Source organism: Agrobacterium sp. D14, from assembly GCF_001526505.1.
Taxonomy (GTDB): Bacteria; Pseudomonadota; Alphaproteobacteria; order Rhizobiales; family Rhizobiaceae; genus Agrobacterium; species Agrobacterium leguminum.
The window spans coordinates 271,703-294,344 of record NZ_ASXX01000063.1 but is presented as its reverse complement, the minus strand read 5'-3'; the positions used below and the strand labels follow the sequence as shown (position 1 = coordinate 294,344).

The 22,642-nt window shown below is 60.1% G+C and carries 21 protein-coding genes; 6 read left to right on the top strand and 15 right to left on the bottom strand.

Translation table 11 applies throughout. The features are described from left to right. Positions 1–113: 113 nt before the first annotated feature. On the bottom strand, positions 114–1,196 hold the full coding sequence (locus tag L901_RS24295; RefSeq protein WP_020808792.1) for a hybrid-cluster NAD(P)-dependent oxidoreductase: 1,083 nt from the start codon (positions 1,194–1,196) through the stop codon (positions 114–116). A 7-nt stretch (positions 1,197–1,203) separates the two neighbouring features. Then, positions 1,204–2,448, bottom strand: a complete 1,245-nt coding sequence (locus L901_RS24290; RefSeq protein ID WP_059760874.1) for an aromatic ring-hydroxylating dioxygenase subunit alpha — start codon at positions 2,446–2,448, stop codon at positions 1,204–1,206. Positions 2,449–2,780: 332 nt separating this feature from the next. Here L901_RS24290 and L901_RS24285 point away from each other — a divergent pair, with 332 nt between their 5' ends. From L901_RS24285 to L901_RS24275, 3 genes are all read left to right on the top strand, one after another. Continuing rightward, complete coding sequence (locus L901_RS24285; protein ID WP_059760871.1) at positions 2,781–3,389, top strand: DUF6656 family protein; 609 nt, start codon at positions 2,781–2,783, stop codon at positions 3,387–3,389. A 142-nt stretch (positions 3,390–3,531) separates the two neighbouring features. Beyond that, positions 3,532–4,509 carry an L-threonylcarbamoyladenylate synthase gene (locus L901_RS24280; protein WP_059760869.1) on the top strand — a complete coding sequence of 326 codons (978 nt, stop codon included), beginning with the start codon at positions 3,532–3,534 and terminating at the stop codon, positions 4,507–4,509. A gap of 50 nt (positions 4,510–4,559) precedes the next feature. Continuing rightward, positions 4,560–5,993: an FAD-binding oxidoreductase gene (locus L901_RS24275; RefSeq protein WP_059760789.1), complete on the top strand. Its 1,434-nt coding sequence runs from the start codon at positions 4,560–4,562 to the stop codon at positions 5,991–5,993. Positions 5,994–6,007: 14 nt separating this feature from the next. On the opposite strand, the gene L901_RS24270 is transcribed toward L901_RS24275, so the two are convergent. Continuing rightward, positions 6,008–6,526, bottom strand: coding sequence for a hypothetical protein (locus tag L901_RS24270; protein WP_003521054.1), 519 nt, complete (start codon positions 6,524–6,526; stop codon positions 6,008–6,010). A 287-nt stretch (positions 6,527–6,813) separates the two neighbouring features. Here L901_RS24270 and L901_RS24265 point away from each other — a divergent pair, with 287 nt between their 5' ends. The 3 genes from L901_RS24265 (at position 6,814) to L901_RS24255 (ending at position 10,219) form a co-directional block, all read left to right on the top strand. After that, positions 6,814–7,971, top strand: a complete 1,158-nt coding sequence (locus L901_RS24265) for a PA0069 family radical SAM protein (protein ID WP_020810756.1) — start codon at positions 6,814–6,816, stop codon at positions 7,969–7,971. 336 nt (positions 7,972–8,307) lie between these two features. Beyond that, complete coding sequence (locus L901_RS24260; RefSeq protein ID WP_031233992.1) at positions 8,308–8,961, top strand: ribonuclease HII; 654 nt, start codon at positions 8,308–8,310, stop codon at positions 8,959–8,961. 82 nt (positions 8,962–9,043) lie between these two features. Then, a complete protein-coding gene (locus L901_RS24255) occupies positions 9,044–10,219 on the top strand; it encodes a hypothetical protein (RefSeq protein WP_059760787.1) in 1,176 nt (391 codons plus the stop codon). A 330-nt stretch (positions 10,220–10,549) separates the two neighbouring features. Here the strand turns inward: L901_RS24255 and L901_RS24250 are convergent, their stop codons facing one another. From L901_RS24250 to L901_RS24195, 12 genes are all read right to left on the bottom strand, one after another. After that, positions 10,550–11,035, bottom strand: coding sequence for a F0F1 ATP synthase subunit B (locus L901_RS24250; RefSeq protein ID WP_020810758.1), 486 nt, complete (start codon positions 11,033–11,035; stop codon positions 10,550–10,552). Position 11,036: 1 nt separating this feature from the next. Beyond that, on the bottom strand, positions 11,037–11,678 hold the full coding sequence (locus L901_RS24245; protein ID WP_059760786.1) for a F0F1 ATP synthase subunit B: 642 nt from the start codon (positions 11,676–11,678) through the stop codon (positions 11,037–11,039). Between the two features lie 79 nt (positions 11,679–11,757). After that, positions 11,758–11,985 (bottom strand): F0F1 ATP synthase subunit C, encoded by a 228-nt coding sequence (locus tag L901_RS24240; protein WP_003494147.1) that lies wholly within the window; start codon positions 11,983–11,985, stop codon positions 11,758–11,760. A gap of 72 nt (positions 11,986–12,057) precedes the next feature. Further along, positions 12,058–12,807, bottom strand: coding sequence for a F0F1 ATP synthase subunit A (locus tag L901_RS24235; protein WP_003521045.1), 750 nt, complete (start codon positions 12,805–12,807; stop codon positions 12,058–12,060). A gap of 60 nt (positions 12,808–12,867) precedes the next feature. Next, positions 12,868–13,233, bottom strand: a complete 366-nt coding sequence (locus tag L901_RS24230; RefSeq protein WP_059760782.1) for an AtpZ/AtpI family protein — start codon at positions 13,231–13,233, stop codon at positions 12,868–12,870. A 270-nt stretch (positions 13,234–13,503) separates the two neighbouring features. Then, positions 13,504–14,667, bottom strand: a complete 1,164-nt coding sequence (locus L901_RS24225; protein WP_059760780.1) for a cell wall hydrolase — start codon at positions 14,665–14,667, stop codon at positions 13,504–13,506. Positions 14,668–14,950: 283 nt separating this feature from the next. Further along, positions 14,951–16,870 carry a potassium transporter Kup gene (locus L901_RS24220; RefSeq protein WP_020809266.1) on the bottom strand — a complete coding sequence of 640 codons (1,920 nt, stop codon included), beginning with the start codon at positions 16,868–16,870 and terminating at the stop codon, positions 14,951–14,953. Between the two features lie 15 nt (positions 16,871–16,885). Then, on the bottom strand, positions 16,886–17,863 hold the full coding sequence (locus L901_RS24215; RefSeq protein WP_059760778.1) for a magnesium transporter CorA family protein: 978 nt from the start codon (positions 17,861–17,863) through the stop codon (positions 16,886–16,888). Positions 17,864–18,203: 340 nt separating this feature from the next. Continuing rightward, positions 18,204–19,334: an Mrp/NBP35 family ATP-binding protein gene (locus tag L901_RS24210; protein ID WP_059760777.1), complete on the bottom strand. Its 1,131-nt coding sequence runs from the start codon at positions 19,332–19,334 to the stop codon at positions 18,204–18,206. A 119-nt stretch (positions 19,335–19,453) separates the two neighbouring features. After that, complete coding sequence (locus tag L901_RS24205) at positions 19,454–20,677, bottom strand: CmpA/NrtA family ABC transporter substrate-binding protein (RefSeq protein WP_059760775.1); 1,224 nt, start codon at positions 20,675–20,677, stop codon at positions 19,454–19,456. 78 nt (positions 20,678–20,755) lie between these two features. After that, positions 20,756–21,496 carry an autoinducer binding domain-containing protein gene (locus L901_RS24200; RefSeq protein WP_020809269.1) on the bottom strand — a complete coding sequence of 247 codons (741 nt, stop codon included), beginning with the start codon at positions 21,494–21,496 and terminating at the stop codon, positions 20,756–20,758. Positions 21,497–21,707: 211 nt separating this feature from the next. Beyond that, positions 21,708–22,577, bottom strand: coding sequence for an IclR family transcriptional regulator (locus tag L901_RS24195; protein ID WP_059760774.1), 870 nt, complete (start codon positions 22,575–22,577; stop codon positions 21,708–21,710). Positions 22,578–22,642 lie beyond the last annotated feature (65 nt).

The following is a 22,642-nucleotide window of genomic DNA, read 5'->3' as shown; positions in this document are numbered from 1 at the left end:
CAGCCCCGTTTCATGCCCGAAAAGAATTCGATGACGTGCAAACGAGTTTAGAGAAATTTGGTTCCAAGACAACCATCCGGGGAAAGACGTATGAAATGAAACGTCTGCTCGTGTCAGGCTTCCACCTTTACATCGGTCAACGGGCGTGAGCAGCAGGCGAGAATATAGCCTTCCTCGATTTCCTCATCGAGAATGCCGCCATTGTGGTTCATCTCCACCTCACCGGAAAGCTTCAGCACCCGGCAGGTGCCGCAAATCCCCGATTCGCAGGCCGCCCCGATACGGACCCCGGCGGCGCGCGCCGTCATCAGAACCGTCTGGCCTGGCTGGCAGGGCATTTCTTTACCGGAAAGGGTGAAACCCACCATCGACAGCGCTTCGCCATCCGCACCGGTAAGCACGGCTTCACCAACAGTGACCGGCGCGGCCGGCGCGAAGCTTTCCTGATGATAGCGGCTCATGTCGAAGCCGGAGGCATCGAGCATCGAGCGGACGGCGGCCATGAACGGCTCCGGCCCGCAGCAGAAGACGGTGCGCTCCATGAAATCATGCGCGAGCAGCGCGATCTTGGCCTTGTCGACCATGCCCTTCAGCCCGGACCACAGATCGGTGCGCCCGCATTTCTCGACAATGAAGCCGAGAGACAGGTTCGGCATGAAGCGGGCGAGATATTCCAGCTCGTGGCGGAAGACGATATCGCCGGGGGTACGCGAACAATTGATGAAGGCAATATCGCTCTGCGGCGCGCGGTCGCTCATGTCGCGCACCATCGACATCATTGGCGTAACGCCGGAGCCTGCCGAGATGAACAGATATTTGTCGCCGGGATGCTTGACGTAAGAAAAATCGCCGAGCGGCCCGAGCGCCCGGATTTTCATGCCGGGTTTCAGATTGTCGAACATCCAGCGCGTGCCGATGCTGTTGGCCTGCGCCTTGACCGTGACCGACAGCGCATAGGGCCGCGACGGGCTGGAGGACAATGTGTAGGTGCGGTAAAGCGGCTCCTTGCCCACCGGCAATTCCAAGGTGACGAACTGCCCCGGCAGATAACGGAACCAGTTCTGATCCTCCGAGCGGAACAGGAACGTCATCACATCAGGCGTCTCGGGCGTCACCGAGATGCACTCCAGAAGCTGGAGCTTGTCGCTCCATGGCTTCATCTCGTCAATATGCTTATAGGTCACAACCATATTCATCTTCGCATCACGCTACAGCCGAAAGCCGGGCCTTATCGCCGGAGAGCCGGTCGACCATGAAATCGGAGTACCAGTTGACGAACTGCATCACGCCGCCCTCGTCCTCCATGGAATAGGGGCCGGGCTCGTAGGCGGGGGAACGAATGCCGAAGGCATTTTCCTCGACGATGCGGCGGTCCTGGTCGTTGGTCTCGTTCCAGACGTGGGTGAGGTCCTCGAGATCGTAGTCCACGCCTTCGACGGCATCCTTGTGCACAAGCCATTTGGTGGTGACCATGGTTTCCGTGGCGCTGAGCGGCAGCACCCGGAAGGAAATGGTGTGGTCGCCGAGGAAGTGGTTCCAGGTCGTCGGGTAATGGAACAGGAGCAGCGCGCCGATATGGCTGATGCTGACATCGTCTGACAGCGGCCGGCGCACGGCGCGCTTGCCGGACATGGTGTAGCTTTCCGCCTCGCCGATCAACGGCATGCGGGCGACGCGGAACTGGCCCTTGGGGTCGATCTTGAAACGGCTCGGCAGGCCGGCGGCCTCGCAGCGCGCCCAGTGGCCGCCGATCTCGGGATCGCTCGCACCGCCGTCCGTTCCCGTCACGCTCGGGTTTTCGGGATAGGTGCGGCAGAGTTCCGGGTGGTTGGCGGCGCAATGGTAGCACTCGCGGTTATTTTCCCAGACGAGCTTCCAGTTGCCCTTTTCGATGATCGTGCTCTCATGCGCGACCTTCGCTTCCCAGATGCGGTGCGGCGCCATGTAGCTCTCGACTTCCTTGCGCATGGGCTCGAAATCGGCCGGCTGATCGGCAAGGCAGATGAAGACGTAACCGGCGACGGTTTCGCAGGCGACCGGCTTCAGGCCGAAATCGCCCTTGTCGAACTCTTCTCCCATGTGACGTGCAAAAAGCAGCTTGCCGTCGAGATCGTAGGTCCACTGGTGATAGGGACAGACGAGGCGGGCCGACTGGCCCTTCTGCGTGGTGCAAACGCGGGAGCCGCGATGGCGGCAGGAATTGTGGAAGGCGCGGATCTGCCCGTCGCGACCGCGAACGATGACCACGGAATAGGCCCCGACCTGCACGGTGAAATAGCTGCCGGATTTAGACACTTCGCAATCATGGCCGACAAACAGCCAGTCGCGATACCAGATCGTTTCCATATCCAGCTTGAAATAATCCGGGTCCGTGTAGAAGGGCTGTTCCAGGCTGAAGCCTTCGCGGCGGTTTTTCAGCTGGCGCAATACGGTATCACGCAATTCCATGGCCAAATCCTCGATCAAACCGCCCTGCCCGACACCATTTGCGGGGTTGCGGAAGCATGTACTCATCTAAACACCGGCGCTCATTTGCGGCAGCACAAACAGCGACATTACCTTCCGCATTGGCGACAAATTGCGACATGCGCAATTCGCCCTCTCAGCCCATTCCGCTGGGAAATCCGACAGCTATTCAATGACGGAAATGACGTCGCAATATGACGCATGATGGCGCGCATCCTGCTCCCCACCCATTAAAAAACGGGGGATGCGGCGCAACGGAGTATTAACGCGCCCTAAATTATCTTGCCGGATCGACAGCAACGAGGGTGTTCCCGGTGGAGAAGGCGACACGCATACGCTATTTCGATGCGAGCAGGCATTCGCTCACACCGATACGCTCGAAGACCGCGCATTCCGATTTCCTGCGGACAGGGCGCATCAGCCGTTATGAAGAGCGATGGCTGCCGAAAGAACGCGTCTATTACAGCCATGACGAAGTGGCTGCGCTGACCGGGCGAAAGCTGGAAGCTGCCGCCGATGCCACCCACAGCCGTCTGAACGGCTTTCACCAGTCCATCCGTTTTCCGAAGATGGTTTTTCACCATCTGCTCAATGACCGGCCGCATCTCGGCTATTGTCACGTCACTGCGGCGAAAACCAGCTTCGATGCCGAGCGCCATGTGCTCTGGTCCTTCTATTTCGCGAATTTCTTCGCCGAGCTGAGCGGGGCCGAAAACTTCTTCGAAAATATCGATGCGCGCTATTCGCGGATGTATTTCGCCGTCGCCATCAACGCGCTTCCCGATCAGGAACTCGCCGTCGATACCTCCGTGCATCGCGGCGGCCTGCTGTTCCAGACCCACGATCCGCGGGTGGCGCTGAAAAACGTGCTCATGCTCGGCGCGCGGTCCGAGGAGATGCGCAGGATCATCAAGGCGATATAAAAGCCATAAAGCGCCTTGGGCGCTTTATTTTTGTTTTATGCATGTCGTTATCCCGAAACCGGCGACCACTTTCGGGCGACATGCATTAGCGCTTCCCACTCTGCCCTGAAATACGCTATTGACCGCCTTGAAAGGCAGCATCATGGCGCGTCATATCGATATAGACAAAGAGCGGGAAACGGCCCTGCAGGCATCCGTGGCGGAGCTTGCCGCCGGCCAGCCCATCGCCCTGCCGACGGAAACGGTCTACGGCCTTGCCGCCGACGCCACCAATCCGGCGGCGATTACCCGCATTTACGAGACAAAAGGCCGGCCGCAGTTCAACCCCCTGATCTGCCACATGGCCGATATCGCCATGGCCGAACGTTACGCCGTCTTCGACCCCATATCGCTGAAGCTCGCCGAGGCCTTCTGGCCCGGCCCGCTGACGCTGGTGCTGCCGCTGAAACCGGCGAGCGACATTCATTCGCTGGCGACAGCCGGTCTCGATACGGTCGGCATTCGTGTGCCGCAGGGTTTTGCCGGCGATCTGATCCGCCGCTTCGACAGGCCGCTCGCCGCCCCCAGCGCCAATAGTTCCGGCAAGATCAGCCCGACAAGCGCCGCCCATGTGGAGGCGGATCTCGGTCAGAAGATCAATCTCATTCTCGATGGCGGGGCCGCCGCCGTCGGCGTCGAATCCACCATCGTCAAGGTGGAAGAGGATGGCCGGGTGCGGCTGCTTCGTCCCGGCGGCATCGTCACCGCGGACATAGAGCGCATTGCCGGCAAACGGCTTGAACGGCCGAAAAAAGCCGCCGCCGCCATTGAAGCGCCGGGAATGCTGGCCTCGCATTACGCGCCGGGTGCTGCCGTGCGCCTTCACGCCACATCGGTTCTGCCGGGCGAAGCGCTGATCCGCTTCGGCGGCATCGCCATTGCCGGCGAAGAGACGGCGCGCACCGTGCTCGATCTCAGCCCCTCCGGCGATCTTTCCGAGGCCGCCGCCAATCTGTTCGATTATCTGAAAGCCGCCGATGCGAGCGGCGCAGACATGATCGCCATCACCGCCATTCCCACCCATGGTCTCGGAGAGGCGATCAACGACCGCCTTTCCCGCGCCGCCGCGCCGCGAGGCTGACGGCACCCAATCCTTTCGCCCATGTTTCAAAAGACAGCGAGACGCCGCCCATGACGACCACCGCCATCCCCTCCTCCGACATCCTCGACCGCTTTGCCGCCATTGTCGGCGAAAAAAACGCGGTCCGCGACCCGGCGGAAATGGCGCCGCGCCTTGTGGAAAATCGCGGGCTTTATCGCGGCGCCTCGCCGCTGCTCATCAAGCCCGGTTCGGTCGAAGAGGTTGCCGCCATCCTGAAGCTCGCCAGCGAGACCGGCACCGCCATCGTGCCGCAGACCGGCAATACCGGCCTCGTGGGCGGCCAGACACCGCGTGCCGAAGGAGCGGACATCATCCTGTCGCTGGAGCGCATGAACCGCGTTCGCGATATCGATCCGGTCGCCAATATCATCGTCGCCGATGCCGGCTGCATTCTCGATGACATCCACAAGGCTGCCGATTCCGTGGAGCGGATGTTCCCGCTGTCGCTCGGCTCGCAGGGTTCCTGCCGCATCGGCGGCAATCTCGCCACCAATGCCGGCGGCACGGCCGTGCTCGCCTATGGCAATATGCGCCAGCTTTGCCTTGGGCTGGAAGTGGTGCTGCCGACCGGCGAAATCTGGAACGGGCTGCGCCGGCTGAAAAAGGACAATACGGGTTACGATCTGCGCGATCTCTTCATCGGTTCCGAAGGTACGCTTGGCATCATCACCGGCGCGGTGCTGAAGCTCTTTCCGAAGCCGCTCGGCCATCAGGTGGCCTTTGCGGGGCTCACCTCCACCGAAGACGCGCTGAAGCTGTTCGAGATGGCCTCCAACCTATGCGGCACGGCGCTGACCGGTTTCGAACTCATGCCACGAATCGGCGTCGAATTCACCGCCCGGCATATTCCCGGCGTGCGCGATCCCCTGGAACAGCCGCATGAGTGGTACGCGCTCATCGATATTTCCACCTCCGACTCGGCCGAAACGGCGGATAGCATGATGCAATCGCTGCTGGAGCGCGGTTTTGAGGCCGGGCTGGTTCAGGATGCGGTGATCGCCGCGTCCGAAGCGCAGCGGCAGGCTCTCTGGCACATGCGCGAAAGCATGTCGGAGGCGCAGAAACCCGAAGGCGGCTCCATCAAGCACGATGTTTCTGTTCCGGTGTCGAAAATACCGGAATTCATGGCGACGGCGGAAAAGGCGGTTCTTGCTGCCATACCCGGCGCCCGCGTCTGCGCCTTCGGACATTTGGGCGACGGCAATATTCACTACAATATTTCCCAGCCGGTGGGTGCCGACAAGGCAGAATTCATTGGCCGCTGGCGGGACATGAACGAGATCGTGCACGGCATCGTGCTGTCGCTCGGCGGTTCCATTTCGGCCGAACACGGCATCGGGCAATTAAAGCGCGACGAACTGGCCGCCATCCGCCCCGGCATCGAAATGGAGCTGATGCGGCGCATCAAGCACGCTTTCGATCCCGCCGGCATCATGAACCCCGGCAAGGTTCTGGCCGGGTAAAGCGGCCCCCGAGGTTAGGCCGAGGCTCGCAGCGCCCAGGCGGGCACCATTTCCGCATTCAGCCGGCGCGGTTTCTGCGCGCCGACAAATTGCGTCAGGCTCATGCCCGATTTCGCAATCGACACGGCATGCTTCTTTGGCAGAAGATATCCGTGTTCCAATGGCGGAATACGCCGCAGCATACGGCTGAAGACATTGCGCCGGTGATAGCGCGAGGGCGAGAAACGGGCCGGCTGCGCGCAGATCGCCACATATTCGAGAATCTCGTCGATCCAGCCCGCCTGCGGGCGCGCGCCCGGCTCGATCAGAAGCAGCCAGCCGCCGCGTGCGGACTTCACCACGTCCTCGATGTCCCATTGCCCATAAAAACGGCAGCCGGCGGCATCGGCGACGCGCGACGATCCATCGCGCGAACCGTGATCGAGAATCACAACATCGCTTACAAGCCCTTCCACGGCCCCGGTTACAAGCGCAGACAATGTGTGCGCCAGTTCCGGCTCGTGATCCCGGCATTCCATTATGACTGTCAACATCTGGATAGCTCTAACGCATCGCACAATAAATTGCCACTATGCTCATCACGGTAAAATCCAAGGCTGTCCATGCCACCGACCGCAAAGTCTGCGGACGTGGCCGTGCCTGTCGCGGTCACATCCATCTCTGGAGAACGAGCCGAATTTGCAATTTTGTTCTTGTATTGTTCTCATTCCTGATGTAGGAATTTAATCATTCGGGAGGCGGTTGAAAGCCTGTTCGGATGGAAACGGTTTAGGGCGTTGAGCGTGCCTTGAGAGGCGTGCGGCGTCCTGGGAGCATCCAGATGAGAAACCATACGCTTTCGGGGCAGGCTGCCTTCCAGCCGAGCCATATGCCGGATATTGCCAATGCGCTGGCCGATGCATCCGGCTTGCGCATCGAGATCGACCGCCGTCGCGGCCGTGGTGCCGGGCTGAACCCGGATGGACGCTTCGAGACCCTGCAGCACGAGGTTTTCGACGATGGCTGGCAGACTCTCGAGGACATGCCGGAATTCCGCACCGAGGTGCAGGTGGAAAAGCCGCGCAGCATCATCACCCGTAATGAATCGCCCGATATCCCCTTCGACCGCTCCATCAATCCCTATCGCGGCTGCGAACATGGCTGCATCTATTGTTTTGCGCGCCCAACGCACAGCTATATGGGGCTTTCAGCCGGACTGGATTTCGAAGCCAAGCTCTTCGCCAAGCCGGATGCGGCAAAGCTGCTGGAACGGGAACTGGCAAAGCCGGGCTACAAGCCGCGGGTGATCGCCATCGGCACCAATACCGATCCCTATCAGCCGATCGAGCGCGAATGGCGCATCATGCGGCAGATACTGGAAGTGCTGGCCAAGGCCGATCATCCCGTCGCCATCGTCACCAAATCGGCGCTGATCAAGCGGGATATCGATATTCTGGCGCCCATGGCCAAAAAGGGGCTCGCCAAGGTCGGTATTTCCGTCACCACACTGGACCGGAAGCTCGCGCGCAACATGGAACCGCGCGCCGCCACGCCGGAGAAGCGGCTGGAAGCCGTCAAGGCGCTGACCGAGGCCGGTATTCCCGTGGCCGTGATGATGGCGCCTGTCATCCCGGCGCTTAACGATCATGAGATCGAGCGTATTCTCGAGGCCGGCAAGGCCGCCGGCGCCACCGAAGCGTCTTATGTGCTTTTGCGCCTGCCGCTGGAGGTGAGCCCGCTGTTCCGCGACTGGCTGCTGCGCAACTATCCGGACCGCTACCGTCATGTCATGTCGCTGGTGCGCTCCATGCGCGACGGCAAGGATTATGACGCGGAATTTGGAAAACGCATGAAGGGCGCCGGCCCCTATGCCTGGCAGATCGGCAGGCGTTTCGAGATGGCGACAAAAAGGCTCGGCCTCATCCGTCGCGGCATCCACCTGCGCGACGATCTTTTCGTGCCGCCGGGCGGTGCAGGCGTGCAATTGTCGCTGCTTTGAAAGACCGACGCTGAAAACAACTCCGCCTGATCGAAGCACCATACGCAACGTGCGGCGATATCAGGCAGAATATGACAGGGAGCGGCAGCCTCTTTTTTAGACCGGCCACACTCCCACGAAATGCCCGGCGGGTTTTCCCTGGCCCACCGGACATCGCCCCCGGAACCGCCGCCTCGCGTGCGATCGTTTTTCCTCCGCCGCCCCGTTGGAGGATCAAAGGTCATGATGACCTTCGGGGCACGGTGAGCCACGCCCCTTGACCCCGGCTCACCATGCCTGTCATCGCCCGCTTCCGGGGGCTTGCAGGAGATCGGGTGTGTGTGCCAGTTTCGCCGCATGAAACGCACGGCCACACCCGATTCTCCTGCTCTTTTTGATCTTGCCGATACCGGCCCCGATTTTTCCTTCGAACTGGAAGCGAAAAAGAAGGGCCTCTGGCCCGTGGCCGGCACAGATGAGGCAGGCCGGGGACCTCTGGCCGGACCGGTGGTTGCGGCAGCCGTCATTCTCGATCCGGACAATATTCCCAAGGGGATGGACGATTCCAAGAAACTGACGAAGCAGAAGCGGGAAAGCCTGTTCGTACAGATCATGGAAACCTCGATCGTATCCGTCGCCTCTTCCGGCCCCGGCCTGATCGACAGCATGAATATCCTGCGCGCCAGCCTCGACGCCATGCGCCGCGCCGTGCTCGGTCTCGAAATCTCCCCTGCCCTCGTGCTGGCCGACGGCCGCGACCGCCCGCCCGGCATTGCCTGCGAGGCCAAAGCCGTCATCAAGGGCGATTCCCGCTCCCTCTCCATCGCCGCCGCCTCGATCATCGCCAAGGTGACCCGCGACCGGATGATGGAACGCGCGGGTGTGGTACACACATCCTACGGCTTTGAAGGCCATGCCGGTTACGGCACGCCGGCCCACCTGCGCGCCATCGAAAGCCACGGGCCTTGCCCGCTGCACCGGATGAGCTTCAGGCCGCTGAAGCGGGATTGATGGCAAATAATGGAGTTCCAACCAGAACCTCCGCTATCGACCCGATCTGGACATCGACGAGCAACTATGCGCACCGTAAATCATGTCCCTGACGCAAGACCTCGAGAAAATTCTGGAAACTGTCCTGCCAACCGATCCCAGCTTTCGGCTGATCGAACAGGCGACGATAGACAGCTGCATTTGTGACACTCGACGATACGCTTTGGAGGGCTCCAAAGAGGCCTTTCTGTTCTCCGCGATGCGCCTGCTCGCACTTCCCGACAACGGACACACACGGCTGATCCCGAACGATTCCATCGCGGTGCTCCCGCTGAGGTTTGTGAGCGTCGGGACGGTGGTGCAGTTAACTGACACGGCACTGGAAACGACTGCGCCAAGAGGAGAGCTGATAGCAGTCAACGGCAGACCTTTGGGCCATATTGAAGCCGCCGCAGAGAAATTTCTGGCGGGAACGCGCCAGAGGAAGCGGGTCATCGGACCGATTCTTCTGGCATGGCCGTATGCGTTGGCCCATCTCGGTTTTTCTTCAAAAGAGAATACGACCGAATATCGCGTGAAAGACGAGAATGGGCGAATAACCGATTTGAAAGTGGAGAACGGGCATACGGTTCCTGCATCGATGCTCTACCCGAGAAACGAGCATGGCAAGGCTGATCCGGCCTGGAAGCCCGAGAGATTTGTGGAGATCAAGGACTGGCAGGGGCTTGGGCTTTCAATATCATTGCCAAGTTTCTTCGATCCAGGCGAAACTGCGCTGCCGAAGGCCATCTCTGGTGCAGCGGAGCATGTAAGCACCTGCCCGAACAAAAAACTCTTGATTGACGTTCGCGGAAACACGGGTGGCGACTTCCTTCAAACGATGCCCTTGATCGACGCCATCTCTGAAAACGCAGGCGGGCAGGTTGCTGTGCTTGTCGACAAATTCACGTTTTCCGCAGCGATAGTGTTCGTAGCCATCCTCAAACATCGTTTGGGACGTAGGCTCAAACTTATCGGGGAAGAAATGGGCGACGGGTTGAGGTTTTTTGCCGAGGGAGGGTTGCTGGATTTGCCGATCAGCGGAGCGGTCGTTCGATACTCATCGGCCTTTCACGACTGGGAGAACGGAACCAGCGACGAGACCACACCGGTTGAGATCGCGCAGCAACTGGTCCCGCTAGGAAAACTGAATTTGGATTGGGAATGGATCGTAAGGTCTACTGCTGAGAATGCACAAGGCGCGTTCTACCAACAAGTTCTAAAGAGTCTGAACGATTAGACGAACGGCGGCTTAGCCCACACTGCTGACGGTCGACCCTTGGAAAATGCTGCGCCAGGTATGGGAGGGCCGCCTTCGCTTTCGGCGCCGCGGCAATCAGGCGATGCACACTTCATCCGTCCGCTTCTGGCGCAAAGCGGAAGCGCAATCCGACATTCAGCGCCAAAAACAATAAAGCCAATCACCGCCACCTCCGAGGGACGCCTGCTGGAGCGCATGCCGCATTTCCATAGTACAGGCGGCACCATATCCCGAACCAGCCTTTTCCACCTCAAACAAAAACCCCTCACGGCTTGCGCCGGAGGGGCTTTGAACAGTCCGAGATAAATCTCAGTTCAGCTTCGACTTCACTTCGCCGATCGTGGCGGTGAAAAGCTTGGCCTTTGCGGCGGCGGTGGTCTTTTCGGCAATGAGCTTCTCGGAAGCGGCAATGGCGATATCCACGGCGGCGGCGCGGACGGCGCCGATGGCGTCGTCTTCGGCCTGCTTGATCTTCTGTTCCGAAAGGGCCGTGCGGCGGGCGACGAATTCTTCCGTCTTCTGCTTGGCTTCTTCCGTCAGGGCTGCGGCCTCGCGCTCGGCGGCGGCAACGATACCTGCGGCTTCCGCCTCGGCTTCCTTACGCTTGCGCTGATATTCGGCCAGCAGGTGCTGGGCCTCTTCGCGCAGGCGCTTGGCTTCGGCCAGCTCGTCCTGAATGTTCTGGGCGCGCTCGTCCAGAGACTTGGCGAGCATGCCGGGAACCTTGAGATAGGCGACCAGAACGAAGAAGAGGACGAGACCGACGAGAGCGAAAAATGATGCATCAAATGCCATATCAGGCTCCCTTCACGTTCGAAGCGGCGGCAATCGCTGCCTTGACGTCCGTGTCCTTGACCTTGGCGCCAACCAGCTGGTCGACGATGGCGGTCGCGGTTTCTTCGGCAATGGCGCCGACATCGGCGAATGCCTGTTCCTTGATGCCCGCAATGCGCTTTTCGGCGGCGGCGAGCTTCTCGGCAAGACCGGCTTCGATAGCGGCGCGGTCGGCATCGGCCTTCGCCTTTGCGGCGTCACGGGCCGCAGCGCCGATGGAGCCTGCCTTGGCGCGGGCTGCCGCGAGTTCTTTTTCATAGGTTTCGACGGCAGCGTCGGCTTCGCTTTTCAGCCGTGCCGCTTCATCGAGATCCTGTGCGATGCGTCCGTGACGGTTTTCGAGAATGCCGCCGACGCGCGGAACGATGACCTTCTGCATGAGCAGGTAGAAAAGGCCGAACGTGATCGCCAGCCAGAGAACCTGCGATGCATAAGTGGACTGGTCGAACGGCGGGAATACGCCGGAAGCGCCGTGTTCGGCGCCGTGCGCCACACCGGTTTCCGTGTGCGTGGCTTCCGGTTGCGGCTGGCCGACAGCCGGAGTTTCCGTATGCGTTTCACCTACGGTCGGTGCTGACTGGGCATAAGCCTCGGTCACGAACATGCTCACCTCCAGGGGTACTGCAAATGCGAAGGATCACGGCACGCCATTTGCGGGCCGTGATCCAGACCTGATGCCGATATTAAACAGCGAACAGGAGAAGGAGAGCAACGAGCAGCGAGAAGATGCCCAGAGCTTCCGTAACGGCGAAGCCGAATACCAGACGGCCGAACTGGCTGTCGGCAGCAGAGGGGTTGCGCAGTGCGCCGGACAGGTAATCACCGAAGATACGGCCGAGTGCGAGGGACGTACCAGCCATGCCGAGGCATGCGAGACCTGCGCCGATGTACTTTGCTGCTTCCGCTTCCATGTGAGACTCCTTGAGATATTGGTTGTTGCGGCTGTTTTTGACGCCCGTTGCCGGGGCCAGCGACTTTACTTCTCAGTGACCACCATGCACGGCGTCGTTCAGGTACATGCAAGTCAGTACCGCGAAGACATAAGCCTGCAGGAAGGCAACGAGAAATTCGAGAGCGGTCATGGCGACCGTCATGATGAGAGGCAGGACAGCACCGCCGACACCGAGCGCGCCGAGCGCGCTCATGGAGGCGACGAAGCCTGCGAAAACCTTGAGAGTGATGTGGCCGGCCAGCATGTTCGCAAAAAGACGAACCGAAAGGCTGATCGGGCGCGACAGGAACGAGATCATTTCAATCGACGCCACAAGCGGCAAAAGCGCCTTGGGCACGCCCGAGGGGGCGAAGATGCCGAAGAAATGCAGGCCATGCTTCCAGAAACCGTAAACCAGGACCGTGCCGATGACGAGGCAGGCGAGCGCGAAGGTGACGATGATCTGGCTGGTGACCGTGAAGAAATACGGGAACATGCCGAGAAGATTGGCCGTCAGCACGAACATGAACAGCGAGAATACGAAGGGGAAGAATACCATGCCCTTCTTGCCGGCGCCTTCGCGCAGCATGGAGGCGATGAATTCATAGGACATTTCAGCGACGGACTGCATGCGGGTCGGGATCAGACCGCGGTTCGACGTTGCGAAATAAAGGAAACCGGAAGCCGCAGCCACGGTCGCGACCATGAAGAGCGACGCATTGGTGAAGGAAAAATCGACGCCGCCAATTTCGATCGGAATGATCGGCTGCACCAAGAACTGATGGGTCGGATCGTTTGCCACCGGCTGCCCTCTTTACCTGTCGCCGCCTGTCGCGGCATCTCAACTGCAAGAAAAAACAGCTTAAACGCCGCCTTTTCCACCCTCGTCTCGCCTGTCCGCCTTCTCCAGCAGCGGCGGCTTGGCCACCGCGCCCGTCGAGCGCAACACATTCAATACGCCTGCGCAGAAACCGAGAAGAAGAAGAACGATCATCCCCCACGGCGTCGTGCCGGCAAAATAGTCCAGAAGATAACCCAGCATAGCGCCGACCACGATGGCCGAAATGAACTCCGATGAGAGCTTAACCGCCATCGCAAAGCCCTTCCGGCTTTCCGCAGCGTTGGTCTCCGCCCTCACTTCCGCCTCATCCTCCGCCTTCACCTTCGCCAACTCTTCGGCAAGACGCTTGCGGCGCTCGTCCAGACTATCGTCACGGTTGCCAGTCATCTTAAAATCCCACCCATTTTCTCCGTTCCAGCCATGCCAGAACCCTTTGGAGTTGTAAACGGTGACGGATTAAGCCTGTTCCAGCCCGCTCTGAAGTCGCGCGCAACATAGTTTTAGGGGCTTCTCTAGTCAAGGCACTGGCGACGGTTGTTGCAGCACAAATTAATCATGCAAAAACAACAGCTTGATCTCAAATCGCCGTTTGACTGCGATGTTTCGCAAAGGAATCGGCATTTTTGACACGCAAAATGCGATAAATCGGCGGTGGTATCAGCTCCAGCCGCCACCATAGGTACGGTAAAAGACGTGCAATCCGATTCTGCCGACCTTCTTCATCGTGCGGCCCCAGGCGGGACGCACATAAACGGCGTGATAATGGGTAGCCGAACCCACTTCCTTCATCCAGATTTTGCCGGCGGTGGTGGCCATGGCCACTTCGCGCGCCATTTTCCAATGCCGTTCGGAATTCACCCGGTCCTTGATATTGTCGCACGCGAAGGAAAACTGGCAGCGGTTACGCCAGTCCTTGTTCTGATAGACGACGCCGCAGATGGTTTTCGGATAAGCGGGATTGCGCACGCGATTGAGAATGACCTGCGCCACCGCCGCCTGCCCCTTCACCGATTCTCCGCGCGCCTCGAAATAGATACCGGAGGCGAGGCATTGCTGTTCGGCTGCGGAAAACACGGTGGCGGGCAGCGGGGTGGCTGCCCAGGCGTGGTCGTCCTCGGCGATCTGCGGCACGAAACGGCCGGCCTCGGGCTTTTTGAGAATGGCGTCGAAGGGCGACTCGCGGGCGAAATCCGGTTCGGACGGCGCATAGGCCGTGGCGAGAATATCCGGCGTGCGATTGGTGATGAGTTCGGCCAGCATCGGCGAGACGCTTCTGTCCGCCTTCTTTTCCTCGCGGCGGAAATAGAAGGAGGCGAGTTCCACATCCTTGCCGCGCTTCGGCTTGACGAAAGCGGTGCGGTCCTTGCGCTTCAGCGGCTCGATATCCAGCATGCTTGTGCGCTGCAGGACGGAACCGGCGGTGAAGGCCTTGGGCGGCTGCATGATTTCGGTGGCGACGATGCGGCCCTTCTTGGCCGCGCGGTTGACGCGCTCGCTGTCGGGCGTCGTTGCCTCGCCCTTCTTGTTGGTGACGAAGGCGACCTTGCTGCCATTGGGCAGGGTCATGCCGCCGCCCTGCAGCGCCGCCTCCCCTGCCGCATCGTTGAAGGTGAGCGAGGCATTGTGCACCGAGCCCGCCGGAGAGGCCGTCAGCACCATGCGCCATTGCTCGCCGCCATTATCCAGACCGGCCAGAAGCGAGGCCAGATCCGCGCGCGCAGCGAGGGAGGGGAAAACGAGCCAGGCGGCAAGGCCGAAGACGACGGGCGAGGTCCATTTTGACGCCCACCCCTGAAGGGACACGGGGGACCGACGACGCATTACTCTTTTCGAACGCAAAACCAGCACTCCGAACACCGACAACCATATTTGCTACAGGTGTTCGAGAATCTCTTATTAACCTTGATGCTTGGTTAACGCCGCGCGCGGACGCGGCTTCACGTTAATGTGTAACCATCTTCTAATGCGCGTGGCGTGGAGTCGAGTTCGCATGTGCCGATCATAACTGTCCCGCAGGGCATCTCCACATCCGTCATTCCGGCCTCGAGCCGGTATGACGGAAAGAAGGAGACCGCCCAGCTACACTAAGGGCACGCCCACTTCGTCAGACGACGACGTGCGAACCCAGTTCCACCACGCGGTTGGCCGGCAGGCGGAAATAATCGGACGGATCGGCGGCGGTTTCGGCCAGCGCGATGAACAGGCGGTTCTGCCAGCCCGGCATGCCAGATTTCGGATCCGGCACCAGCTTGCGGCGGCCGAGATAAAACGAGGTCGACATGATGTCGAACTTGTAGCCGGTGCGCCTGAGATAACCCAGCGCCTGGGTGACGTTCTGGGTTTCCATGAAGCCGAAATGCAGTTCGACCACGACAAAGCGCTCGCTCATCTTCGTCAGCGTATAACGATCTGCGGGATGAACGCGGGGCTGGTCTTCGGTGCGGATCGTCAGGATGACGTTCTTGTCGTGAAGGACGTGGTTATGCTTGAGATTGTGCAGCAATGCAGCCGGCGCCGCTTCCGGATCGCCGGTGAGGAAGATGGCCGTGCCGGGCACACGCACCGGCGCATGGGCGCTTTCCTTTTCCACCGAGGCGATGAAAGCCTTCAGCGGCACATCGATACGGCGGGTCTTGGCGAAGAGGATTCTCGAACCGCGCTGCCAGGTGGTCATGATGACGGTGAAGGCGATTGCCAGCAGCACCGGCACATAACCGCCATCGTGAATCTTCAGGAGGTTCGCGCCGAGGAAGATCAGCTCCAGCGCCAGAAGCGGGGCCAGAACGGCAATGGCCAGCCAGACCGACCATTGCCAGCGCTTGCGCACGAATTCGAAGAACATCAGGCTGGTGACGACCATCGCGCCGGTGACGGAAATACCGTAGGCGGTGGCCAGCGCATCCGAACTCTTGAAGGTGAGCACCAGCGCCACGACACCGAACAGCAGGATGGTGTTGACGGCCGGCAGGTAAATCTGCCCCGTATTGGTTTCCGAGGTGAAGAGGATTTCCATGCGCGGCAGGTAGCCGAGATGGATCGCCTGACGCACGAGCGAAAACGCGCCTGTTATGACCGCCTGGCTGGCGATGATGGTGGCGGCGGTCGCCAGAATGACGGCCGGCAGGATCGCCCATTGCGGGAACATCAGGTAGAAAGGATTGGACATCGCCGCCGGGTCTTTCAGCACCAGCGCGCCCTGCCCGAGATAATTCAGCGTCAATGCCGGGAAAACCAGACAGAACCACGCCCACTGGATGGGACGGCGGCCGAAATGGCCGAGATCGGCGTAAAGCGCTTCCGCCCCGGTGATCGTCAGGAAAACCGCGCCAAGCACAACGATGCCGTAGAAGCCTTCACTGGCCAGAAACTCCACCGCATGCCACGGATTGAAGGCAAAGAGGATGCTGAAATCATCGGCGATATGGAGGAGACCGGCCAGACCCATGACGATGAACCAGACGGCGGTGATCGGCCCGAAGAATTTCGCCACCGTACCCGTGCCGTGGGACTGGATGGCGAAAAGGCCGATGAGAATGCCGACGGAGATCGGGATGATGAAGGCGTCCATTTCCGGCGTGACGAGCTTCAGACCCTCCACCGCGGAAAGCACCGATAGTGCCGGCGTAATCATGGCGTCGCCCAGAAACAGCGCCGCGCCGATGAGGCCGAGCACGATGAGAACGCCACGATGGGTGCCCGCCGTTTTCATCAGCAGCGCCAGCAGCGACAGCGTGCCGCCCTCGCCGTCATTGTCGGCGCGTAGCAGCAGCGTGATGTATTTGAAGGTGACGATGATGGTCAAAGACCAGATCATCAGCGATGTGAGGCCGATGACTTCTTCCTGCGTCACGCCATCATAGGCGATGGGCCGCAGGGCCTCGCGGAAGGCATAGAGCGGGCTGGTACCGATATCGCCATAGACGACGCCGATGGAACCAAGGATCGCGGCGTAAAGCCCCTTGTTCTTGTGCTCGTCATCCGCATCCGGTTTCTCGGCAACATCCTTGTCAGCGATCTGGGACATGATGATCCTGGCTCCTCAGAGCCAGCCCTTCCAACGAAAAAAGAGAAACGGGATGATGGCGGACATCAGCATGATGACGAGCGCGAGCGGATAACCGAATGTCCAGTTCAACTCCGGCATGAGCTGAAAGTTCATTCCGTAGACAGAGGCCACCAGCGTCGGCGGCAAAAACACCACCGAAGCGATGGAAAAAATCTTGATGATGCCGTTCTGCTCGATGTTGATGATACCAAGCGAGGCGTCCAGCAGGAAGGTCAGATTGCCGGAAACGAAGGAGGCATGTTCGTTCAGCGACTGAATATCGCGGCCGATCGACTTGCCCTGCTCCCGCGCGCCCTTGTCTTCGCGCACCTGATCGCTGGTGGACAGAAAGGTCTGAAGGCGCGCCAGAGATGCAAGGCTCACGCGGACCTTCGATATCAGCCGGTGATAGGCTGCGATGTTGCCGAGGCGGTCTTCGAGATAGCGCGGCGCCTTGCGTTTGGAACGAGCCTGGCTGCCGAGAATGTCGGCAGCGAGATTGTCGATCCCCGTAACCGAGTTTTCGAGAATTTCCGCCGTGCGGTCGACGATGGTTTCCAGCAGCTTCAGGAGCAGCGCCGCGCCGCTGCGCATCTCGTGCGGAACGCGGGTGATGGCGGCAATGAAGAGATGGAAGGATTTCGGCTCGGCGTAACGGATCGTCACCAGACGCTTGCCGGCAAGGATGAAGGCGACGTCGGTGAGACGGGGATCGTCCGAATCCGCTTTCCACACCAGGGAGGCGGTCATGAAGACATTGCCGTCTTCCATATAAAGCCGGCTGGAGGGTTCGATATCCTTCAGATCTTCGCGGGTGGGCAGATCGAGCCCCAGCAGCTTTTCCACATGCTGCTCTTCCGCCCTGTCCGGATTGACGAGATCGATCCAGACGATGTCGTCGGGAATCTGTCCGGAGCCGTCGTCTGACGACAGGCTGATCGCCTCGCAATTGGCGCGATAGGCTTTTATCAATCCGTTTCTCCGCTCCACATTGCAGGCTTCAGCCGCAATGCTGCTTAACATATCCTGTTTGCGCTCGGCAAACCCTTGGACGACACTTCAGGGAACGCCGGAACGAGCGGGATTTTCACAATCTCGCCAGCCCGATGGACCAAGAGCCAAACGGCGCAGGCGTATGCGCCCAAAGCGAGATGCAATCAAGCAATATTTTTTCTCGACAGCATTGCAGGCGAAGCATTTCTGCAGTTCAAATCCGGAAAGCCCGCTCGATACTGGCGATTAATCTTCTGTTTTCAAAGGATTATTCAAATCGGCCAGACACCTGCCCGATTTTGTGTCCATGATTGCCGCGCTATTCGAAAACGATCTTCGGCGCCGCTTTTCTCTCGTCCGCACCGATGCGCGCCCAGACTTTTTCGGCAATATCGCGATAGATCGCGGCCTGCGGGCCATTGGGCTCAGCGGCGACGACCGGCGTTCCGGCGTCCGACATTTCGCGGATGGAGATGGTGAGCGGCACTTCGCCGAGGAAGGGCACGCCGATCCTTTCGGCTTCGGCCTTCGCGCCGCCATGGCCGAAAATATCGTAGCGCGCGCCGGTATCGGGCGCGATGAAATAGCTCATGTTCTCGATGACGCCGAGGAGCGGAACCTCCACCTTGCGGAACATGGTGATGCCCTTGCGTGCGTCGATCAGCGCCAGATCCTGCGGCGTGGAAACGATGACGGCGCCGGCGAGCGGCACCTGCTGGGCGATGGTAAGCTGCGCATCGCCGGTGCCGGGCGGCATGTCCAGCACCAGCACATCCAGTTCGCCCCAGGCCACCTCGCGCAGCATCTGCATGAGGGCGGACTGCACCATCGGCCCGCGCCAGATCATCGCGGCTTCCTCATCCACCAGAAAGCCCATGGACATGACCTTCAGCCCGTAATTTTCCATGGGAAGGATAATGCGGTCTTCCTGCTGCTGCGGGCGGCCGGAAATTTTCAGCAGTCGCGGCAGCGAAGGGCCATAAATATCGGCATCGAGCATGCCGACCTTGAGGCCGAGCGACTGGAGGCCGAGCGCCAGATTGACTGCGGTGGTCGACTTGCCCACCCCGCCCTTGCCCGAGGCGACGGCGATGATGGCCCGCACACCCGGAACGCCGACCTTCGACGAGCCGGGCTGTTGCGCCGGCCGGCCGGTTGCGGCGGCGGGGCGCGCGGGTGCGGGTTGCTGCTGGCCGGGCTTGCGGTCGGCCGTCAGCGCCACGACTGCGCCAACGATACCTTCCACGCTTTTGGCCGCCTGTTCGGCGGCAAGCCGCAACGGCTCCATCTCCGCAGCCTTGTCGGCCGGGACAGTGATCGAGAAATAGGCCTTCGCATCGGCGATGAAGATTTCCGAGACCATGCCGAGTGCGACAATGCTCTTGCCGCTGCCGGGATAGATCACCGCTTCCAGCGCCTTTTCCACCTGGCTTCTGCTGACCTCTGCCATATTCCTGCTCCGCTTCATCATCCGACCGGGTATTGCGTGCCATCCATAGACAAGCCGGAGCGCTTCGCCAATGCCAAAGCGCGACAGTCCGGCATTCGCGACGATTTAACGCTGCGGTTTCAGATTTCGTCGTCCATCTCGAGCGTTTCCGGATCGAAAACATGGCCGTCGAAAAAACAGTCGGGGCCGAGCACCAGACCCGTGCGCGATGCGCCGACATGAACAGGCTCGCGCAGCGTGCCCTCGAGCTTCAGATTAGCACCCGGCACCGGCACGAAAAGCGGTTTCATCGCCTTGCGGAAAATATCCGGCCGGTAGGCGTTGCGGGCCGCCTCCACCACGGCGGGATCGAACCGGTAATCGGCGGAAACCTCGCCCCAGCGCAACATCTGGCTGAAGAACCACAGGGCCTGGCTCTGCCAGGGAAAATTGGCGGCCTTGGCGCTGGTCACAAAAAACTCCTGAAAACGCTGCATGTCCCGCTGCGAGGTGGAAATATAGCCCGTCAGCGCCGGCAGCAGGAATTCGCCGTTCTCATCCATATATTGAGGGGCGGCGAGAATGCCGGCCAGTTCCTCTATATTGGCGGCATTGGCGCACCATTCGCCGGCACGGTAAAGGGCGCGCAACAGCCCTTCCAGAAGGGAGGGGTTCTCCTCCGCCCAGCGCTTCTTCGTAGCCAGTATCTTTTCCGGCGCATTGTGCCAGATCAACGCCCCCGTGGTGACGATCCGGCCGGCGCCGCCGAGCACCACGGCGCTGCCCGCCGGTTCGGCGGTACAGAGCGCATCGACCTTGCCGCTTTCCAGGAGCGCCGGCATCGCCTTCGGCAGGGCCTCGACGATTTCCATATCCCGGCCGAGCAGCACGCCGCAGCTGCCGAGCAGGTAACGCAGCGCATAAAAGGGCGTCGAGACGATATCCTCGACCGCAAAGACCGGCGGATTTCCGCCCGCCGCCCGGCGCGCGGCGCAGACACGGGCCATGGCGCGTCCAAAAGCCGCCGGGTCCGGCAGCTTCAGCCCTTCGCGGTAGAGCTCCTCATAAAATCCGTGGGAAACGGTCGTCGCCGATCCACCGAGGGAAAGCGTGAAAACGCCGACAATATCGGCCGGCAGATCGTCGAGGCCGACAGCGGAGCCGACGGGAACCGGAGCGGGCAGATGCGCGACGTGAACGCCATCCTCGCCAAGCGCCGCAAGCACGGCGCGGGCGGACTGTTTTCGGAAAAGTTCGAGTTCTATGCCTTCATCGGCAGCAAAGCCTTTTTCGGCAGCGGCTATCAGCACGGCGCAATCGATAGTCGGAGAAAATCCTGCTTTTACCTTATGCCGTTCCGGCAAACGATTTCTCCTTTCCGGTGATTCGAAAAGAGGATCGCCCAGGAAGCGGTTTATCACAATGATAAAATTAAGATTTCGCTATTTTATCAGGCCGACCCGCAGCGCTTTTGCGACGGCCTGGGTGCGGTTGACCGTGTCGAGTTTTTTCGTCGCGCGGTTCAGGTAATGATTGATGGTATGTTCCGACAGCATCATGATTTCAGCGATTTCGGCGCTGGTCTTGCCGGCGGCGGTCCAGTTCAGGCAGTCGATCTCCCGCTCGCTCAAGGTTTCGGGAACCCTGAGATCGAGGCGACGGATTTCAGACAGCCGGGCAAAGACATGGCTGGAAATATAAAAAAGCTCCGCAAGCCGGCTGGCGGGCACAGCCGTCTTGTTGCCGGAAAAGGATACCGCGCCCCGTCGCATGGTAATGTCGTGAACGGGGAACCAGACCGAATTGATCATCTCGAACCGTTCGAAAAGGTTGATCACGGTTTTCTTGGCGATTTCTCCGTCGCCTCTGACCAGAAAATCCATGGAGACGGAAAAGGGCACGGTCGATTTTTTCAACTGCGCCATCACCCGGCTGGTCTGGAGCATACCCTCTTCATCGTAACGCTGCAGAAGCTCGGCCGGCCAGCTGGTGATGATCGTATATTGCGACAGTTCGCTCGCCACTTCCGAAGACAGGTCGAGCACCATGAAAGCCTTGAATTCCCAGGCCTCCGTCAGCCGTTTCAGAAACCGGAATATATCGAATTGCGTGTTGAGATCGGCGATCTCGCGAACGCAATCAACACCAATCGACTGAACGGCGGCCGTCTCTGTTTTCTGCATCAAAGCTGTTCTTCGAGAATGAGAAAATGCCGCCGCAAAGGCCCGCCCTTGCCCGGAAATTGTTGCGGATGTTACTCACCAAAACGATTCATGCAAACAAAAGTTGAAAACTTAATTCAGAATAGTCGAAAATAATATCGAACGCATAAGAATGGGTGCATGGCCAGCGGTTCCGCACGGGAAAATCCAGGGACTGCGCACCCTATTTTCTTCAACCATCCGCAACCGGGGATAATCTGCAGGCAAGATCGTCGGAAATCCTGTCGGCGGTCTCGCGCACCAGAGGGGCCCATTTGCGAAGCTGTTCCACATCCACGCGATAGGCCGGACCGGTGACGGAAATCGCCGCGCGAAAATTGCGGCCGGGCGCCCGGACCGGCGCGGCGACGCAGTGAATTCCGATCTCGTGCTCCTGAAGGTCGAACCCGTAGCCGTTGTCGCGAATGGTCGCCACCTCCGCCATCAGCGCTTCCGGCGTCGTGACCGTGCTTTCCGTGAAGCGATGAAAATCCAGTTCCGCCGCCAGCTGCGCCAGATCGTCGGCTGACAGCAGCGACAGCGCCGCCTTGCCCACCCCGGTGCAATAGGCTGGCGAGGTTTTGCCCACCTGCGAATGCATGCGCAATGTATGCTGCCCCTCCATCTTGTCGAGATAGGTGACCTGTCTGCCGTTCAGCACGGCGAGATGCACCGACTCCTGCGTCACCTCCTGCAAGGCCGCCAGATGGGGGGCCGCGACGCTGCGCAGATCGTTGCCGCTCCAGGCTTTCGCGGCCAGTTGCAGCAACCTCAGCCCCACAGCATAGGTCTGATCGGCAGCGTGATCGACAAGGCCTTCGGCAACGAGATGGGCGAGCTGGCGGTGAACCGTGCCGCGCGGCTGGCCGCAGGCTTCGACCACATCGGTAAAGCGCATCGGTTTTTCAGCAAAGGCGATCAACTCCAGCAGCGAGACGGCCTTGCCGAGCGTGCCCGTCTCAACTCCGGTTTTCCGTTGCGTCATCGGAACCGCATCAGGCTTTTGCCCATTGGGCTTTTTATTATCGGGCATGGCAACATCCACCATCATCTGCCTTGACATAAGCGTGACGCCAAGAGAATAATTCCATTTAGTAAAATCTAGTTCCAAATAATGGAACAATCAAG

Excerpts from the sequence above, each read along its gene's own strand:
- L901_RS24295 (WP_020808792.1), bottom strand. The coding sequence starts at position 1,196 with ATGAATATGGTTGTGACCTATAAGCATATTGACGAGATGAAGCCATGG.
- L901_RS24290 (WP_059760874.1), bottom strand. The coding sequence starts at position 2,448 with ATGGAATTGCGTGATACCGTATTGCGCCAGCTGAAAAACCGCCGCGAA.
- L901_RS24280 (WP_059760869.1), top strand. The coding sequence starts at position 3,532 with ATGGCGCGTCATATCGATATAGACAAAGAGCGGGAAACGGCCCTGCAG.
- L901_RS24275 (WP_059760789.1), top strand. The coding sequence starts at position 4,560 with ATGACGACCACCGCCATCCCCTCCTCCGACATCCTCGACCGCTTTGCC.
- L901_RS24270 (WP_003521054.1), bottom strand. The coding sequence starts at position 6,526 with ATGTTGACAGTCATAATGGAATGCCGGGATCACGAGCCGGAACTGGCG.
- L901_RS24265 (WP_020810756.1), top strand. The coding sequence starts at position 6,814 with ATGAGAAACCATACGCTTTCGGGGCAGGCTGCCTTCCAGCCGAGCCAT.
- L901_RS24260 (WP_031233992.1), top strand. The coding sequence starts at position 8,308 with ATGAAACGCACGGCCACACCCGATTCTCCTGCTCTTTTTGATCTTGCC.
- L901_RS24255 (WP_059760787.1), top strand. The coding sequence starts at position 9,044 with ATGTCCCTGACGCAAGACCTCGAGAAAATTCTGGAAACTGTCCTGCCA.
- L901_RS24250 (WP_020810758.1), bottom strand. The coding sequence starts at position 11,035 with ATGGCATTTGATGCATCATTTTTCGCTCTCGTCGGTCTCGTCCTCTTC.
- L901_RS24245 (WP_059760786.1), bottom strand. The coding sequence starts at position 11,678 with ATGTTCGTGACCGAGGCTTATGCCCAGTCAGCACCGACCGTAGGTGAA.
- L901_RS24240 (WP_003494147.1), bottom strand. The coding sequence starts at position 11,985 with ATGGAAGCGGAAGCAGCAAAGTACATCGGCGCAGGTCTCGCATGCCTC.
- L901_RS24230 (WP_059760782.1), bottom strand. The coding sequence starts at position 13,233 with ATGACTGGCAACCGTGACGATAGTCTGGACGAGCGCCGCAAGCGTCTT.
- L901_RS24225 (WP_059760780.1), bottom strand. The coding sequence starts at position 14,667 with ATGCGTCGTCGGTCCCCCGTGTCCCTTCAGGGGTGGGCGTCAAAATGG.
- L901_RS24220 (WP_020809266.1), bottom strand. The coding sequence starts at position 16,870 with ATGTCCCAGATCGCTGACAAGGATGTTGCCGAGAAACCGGATGCGGAT.
- L901_RS24210 (WP_059760777.1), bottom strand. The coding sequence starts at position 19,334 with ATGGCAGAGGTCAGCAGAAGCCAGGTGGAAAAGGCGCTGGAAGCGGTG.
- L901_RS24200 (WP_020809269.1), bottom strand. The coding sequence starts at position 21,496 with ATGCAGAAAACAGAGACGGCCGCCGTTCAGTCGATTGGTGTTGATTGC.
- L901_RS24195 (WP_059760774.1), bottom strand. The coding sequence starts at position 22,577 with ATGTCAAGGCAGATGATGGTGGATGTTGCCATGCCCGATAATAAAAAG.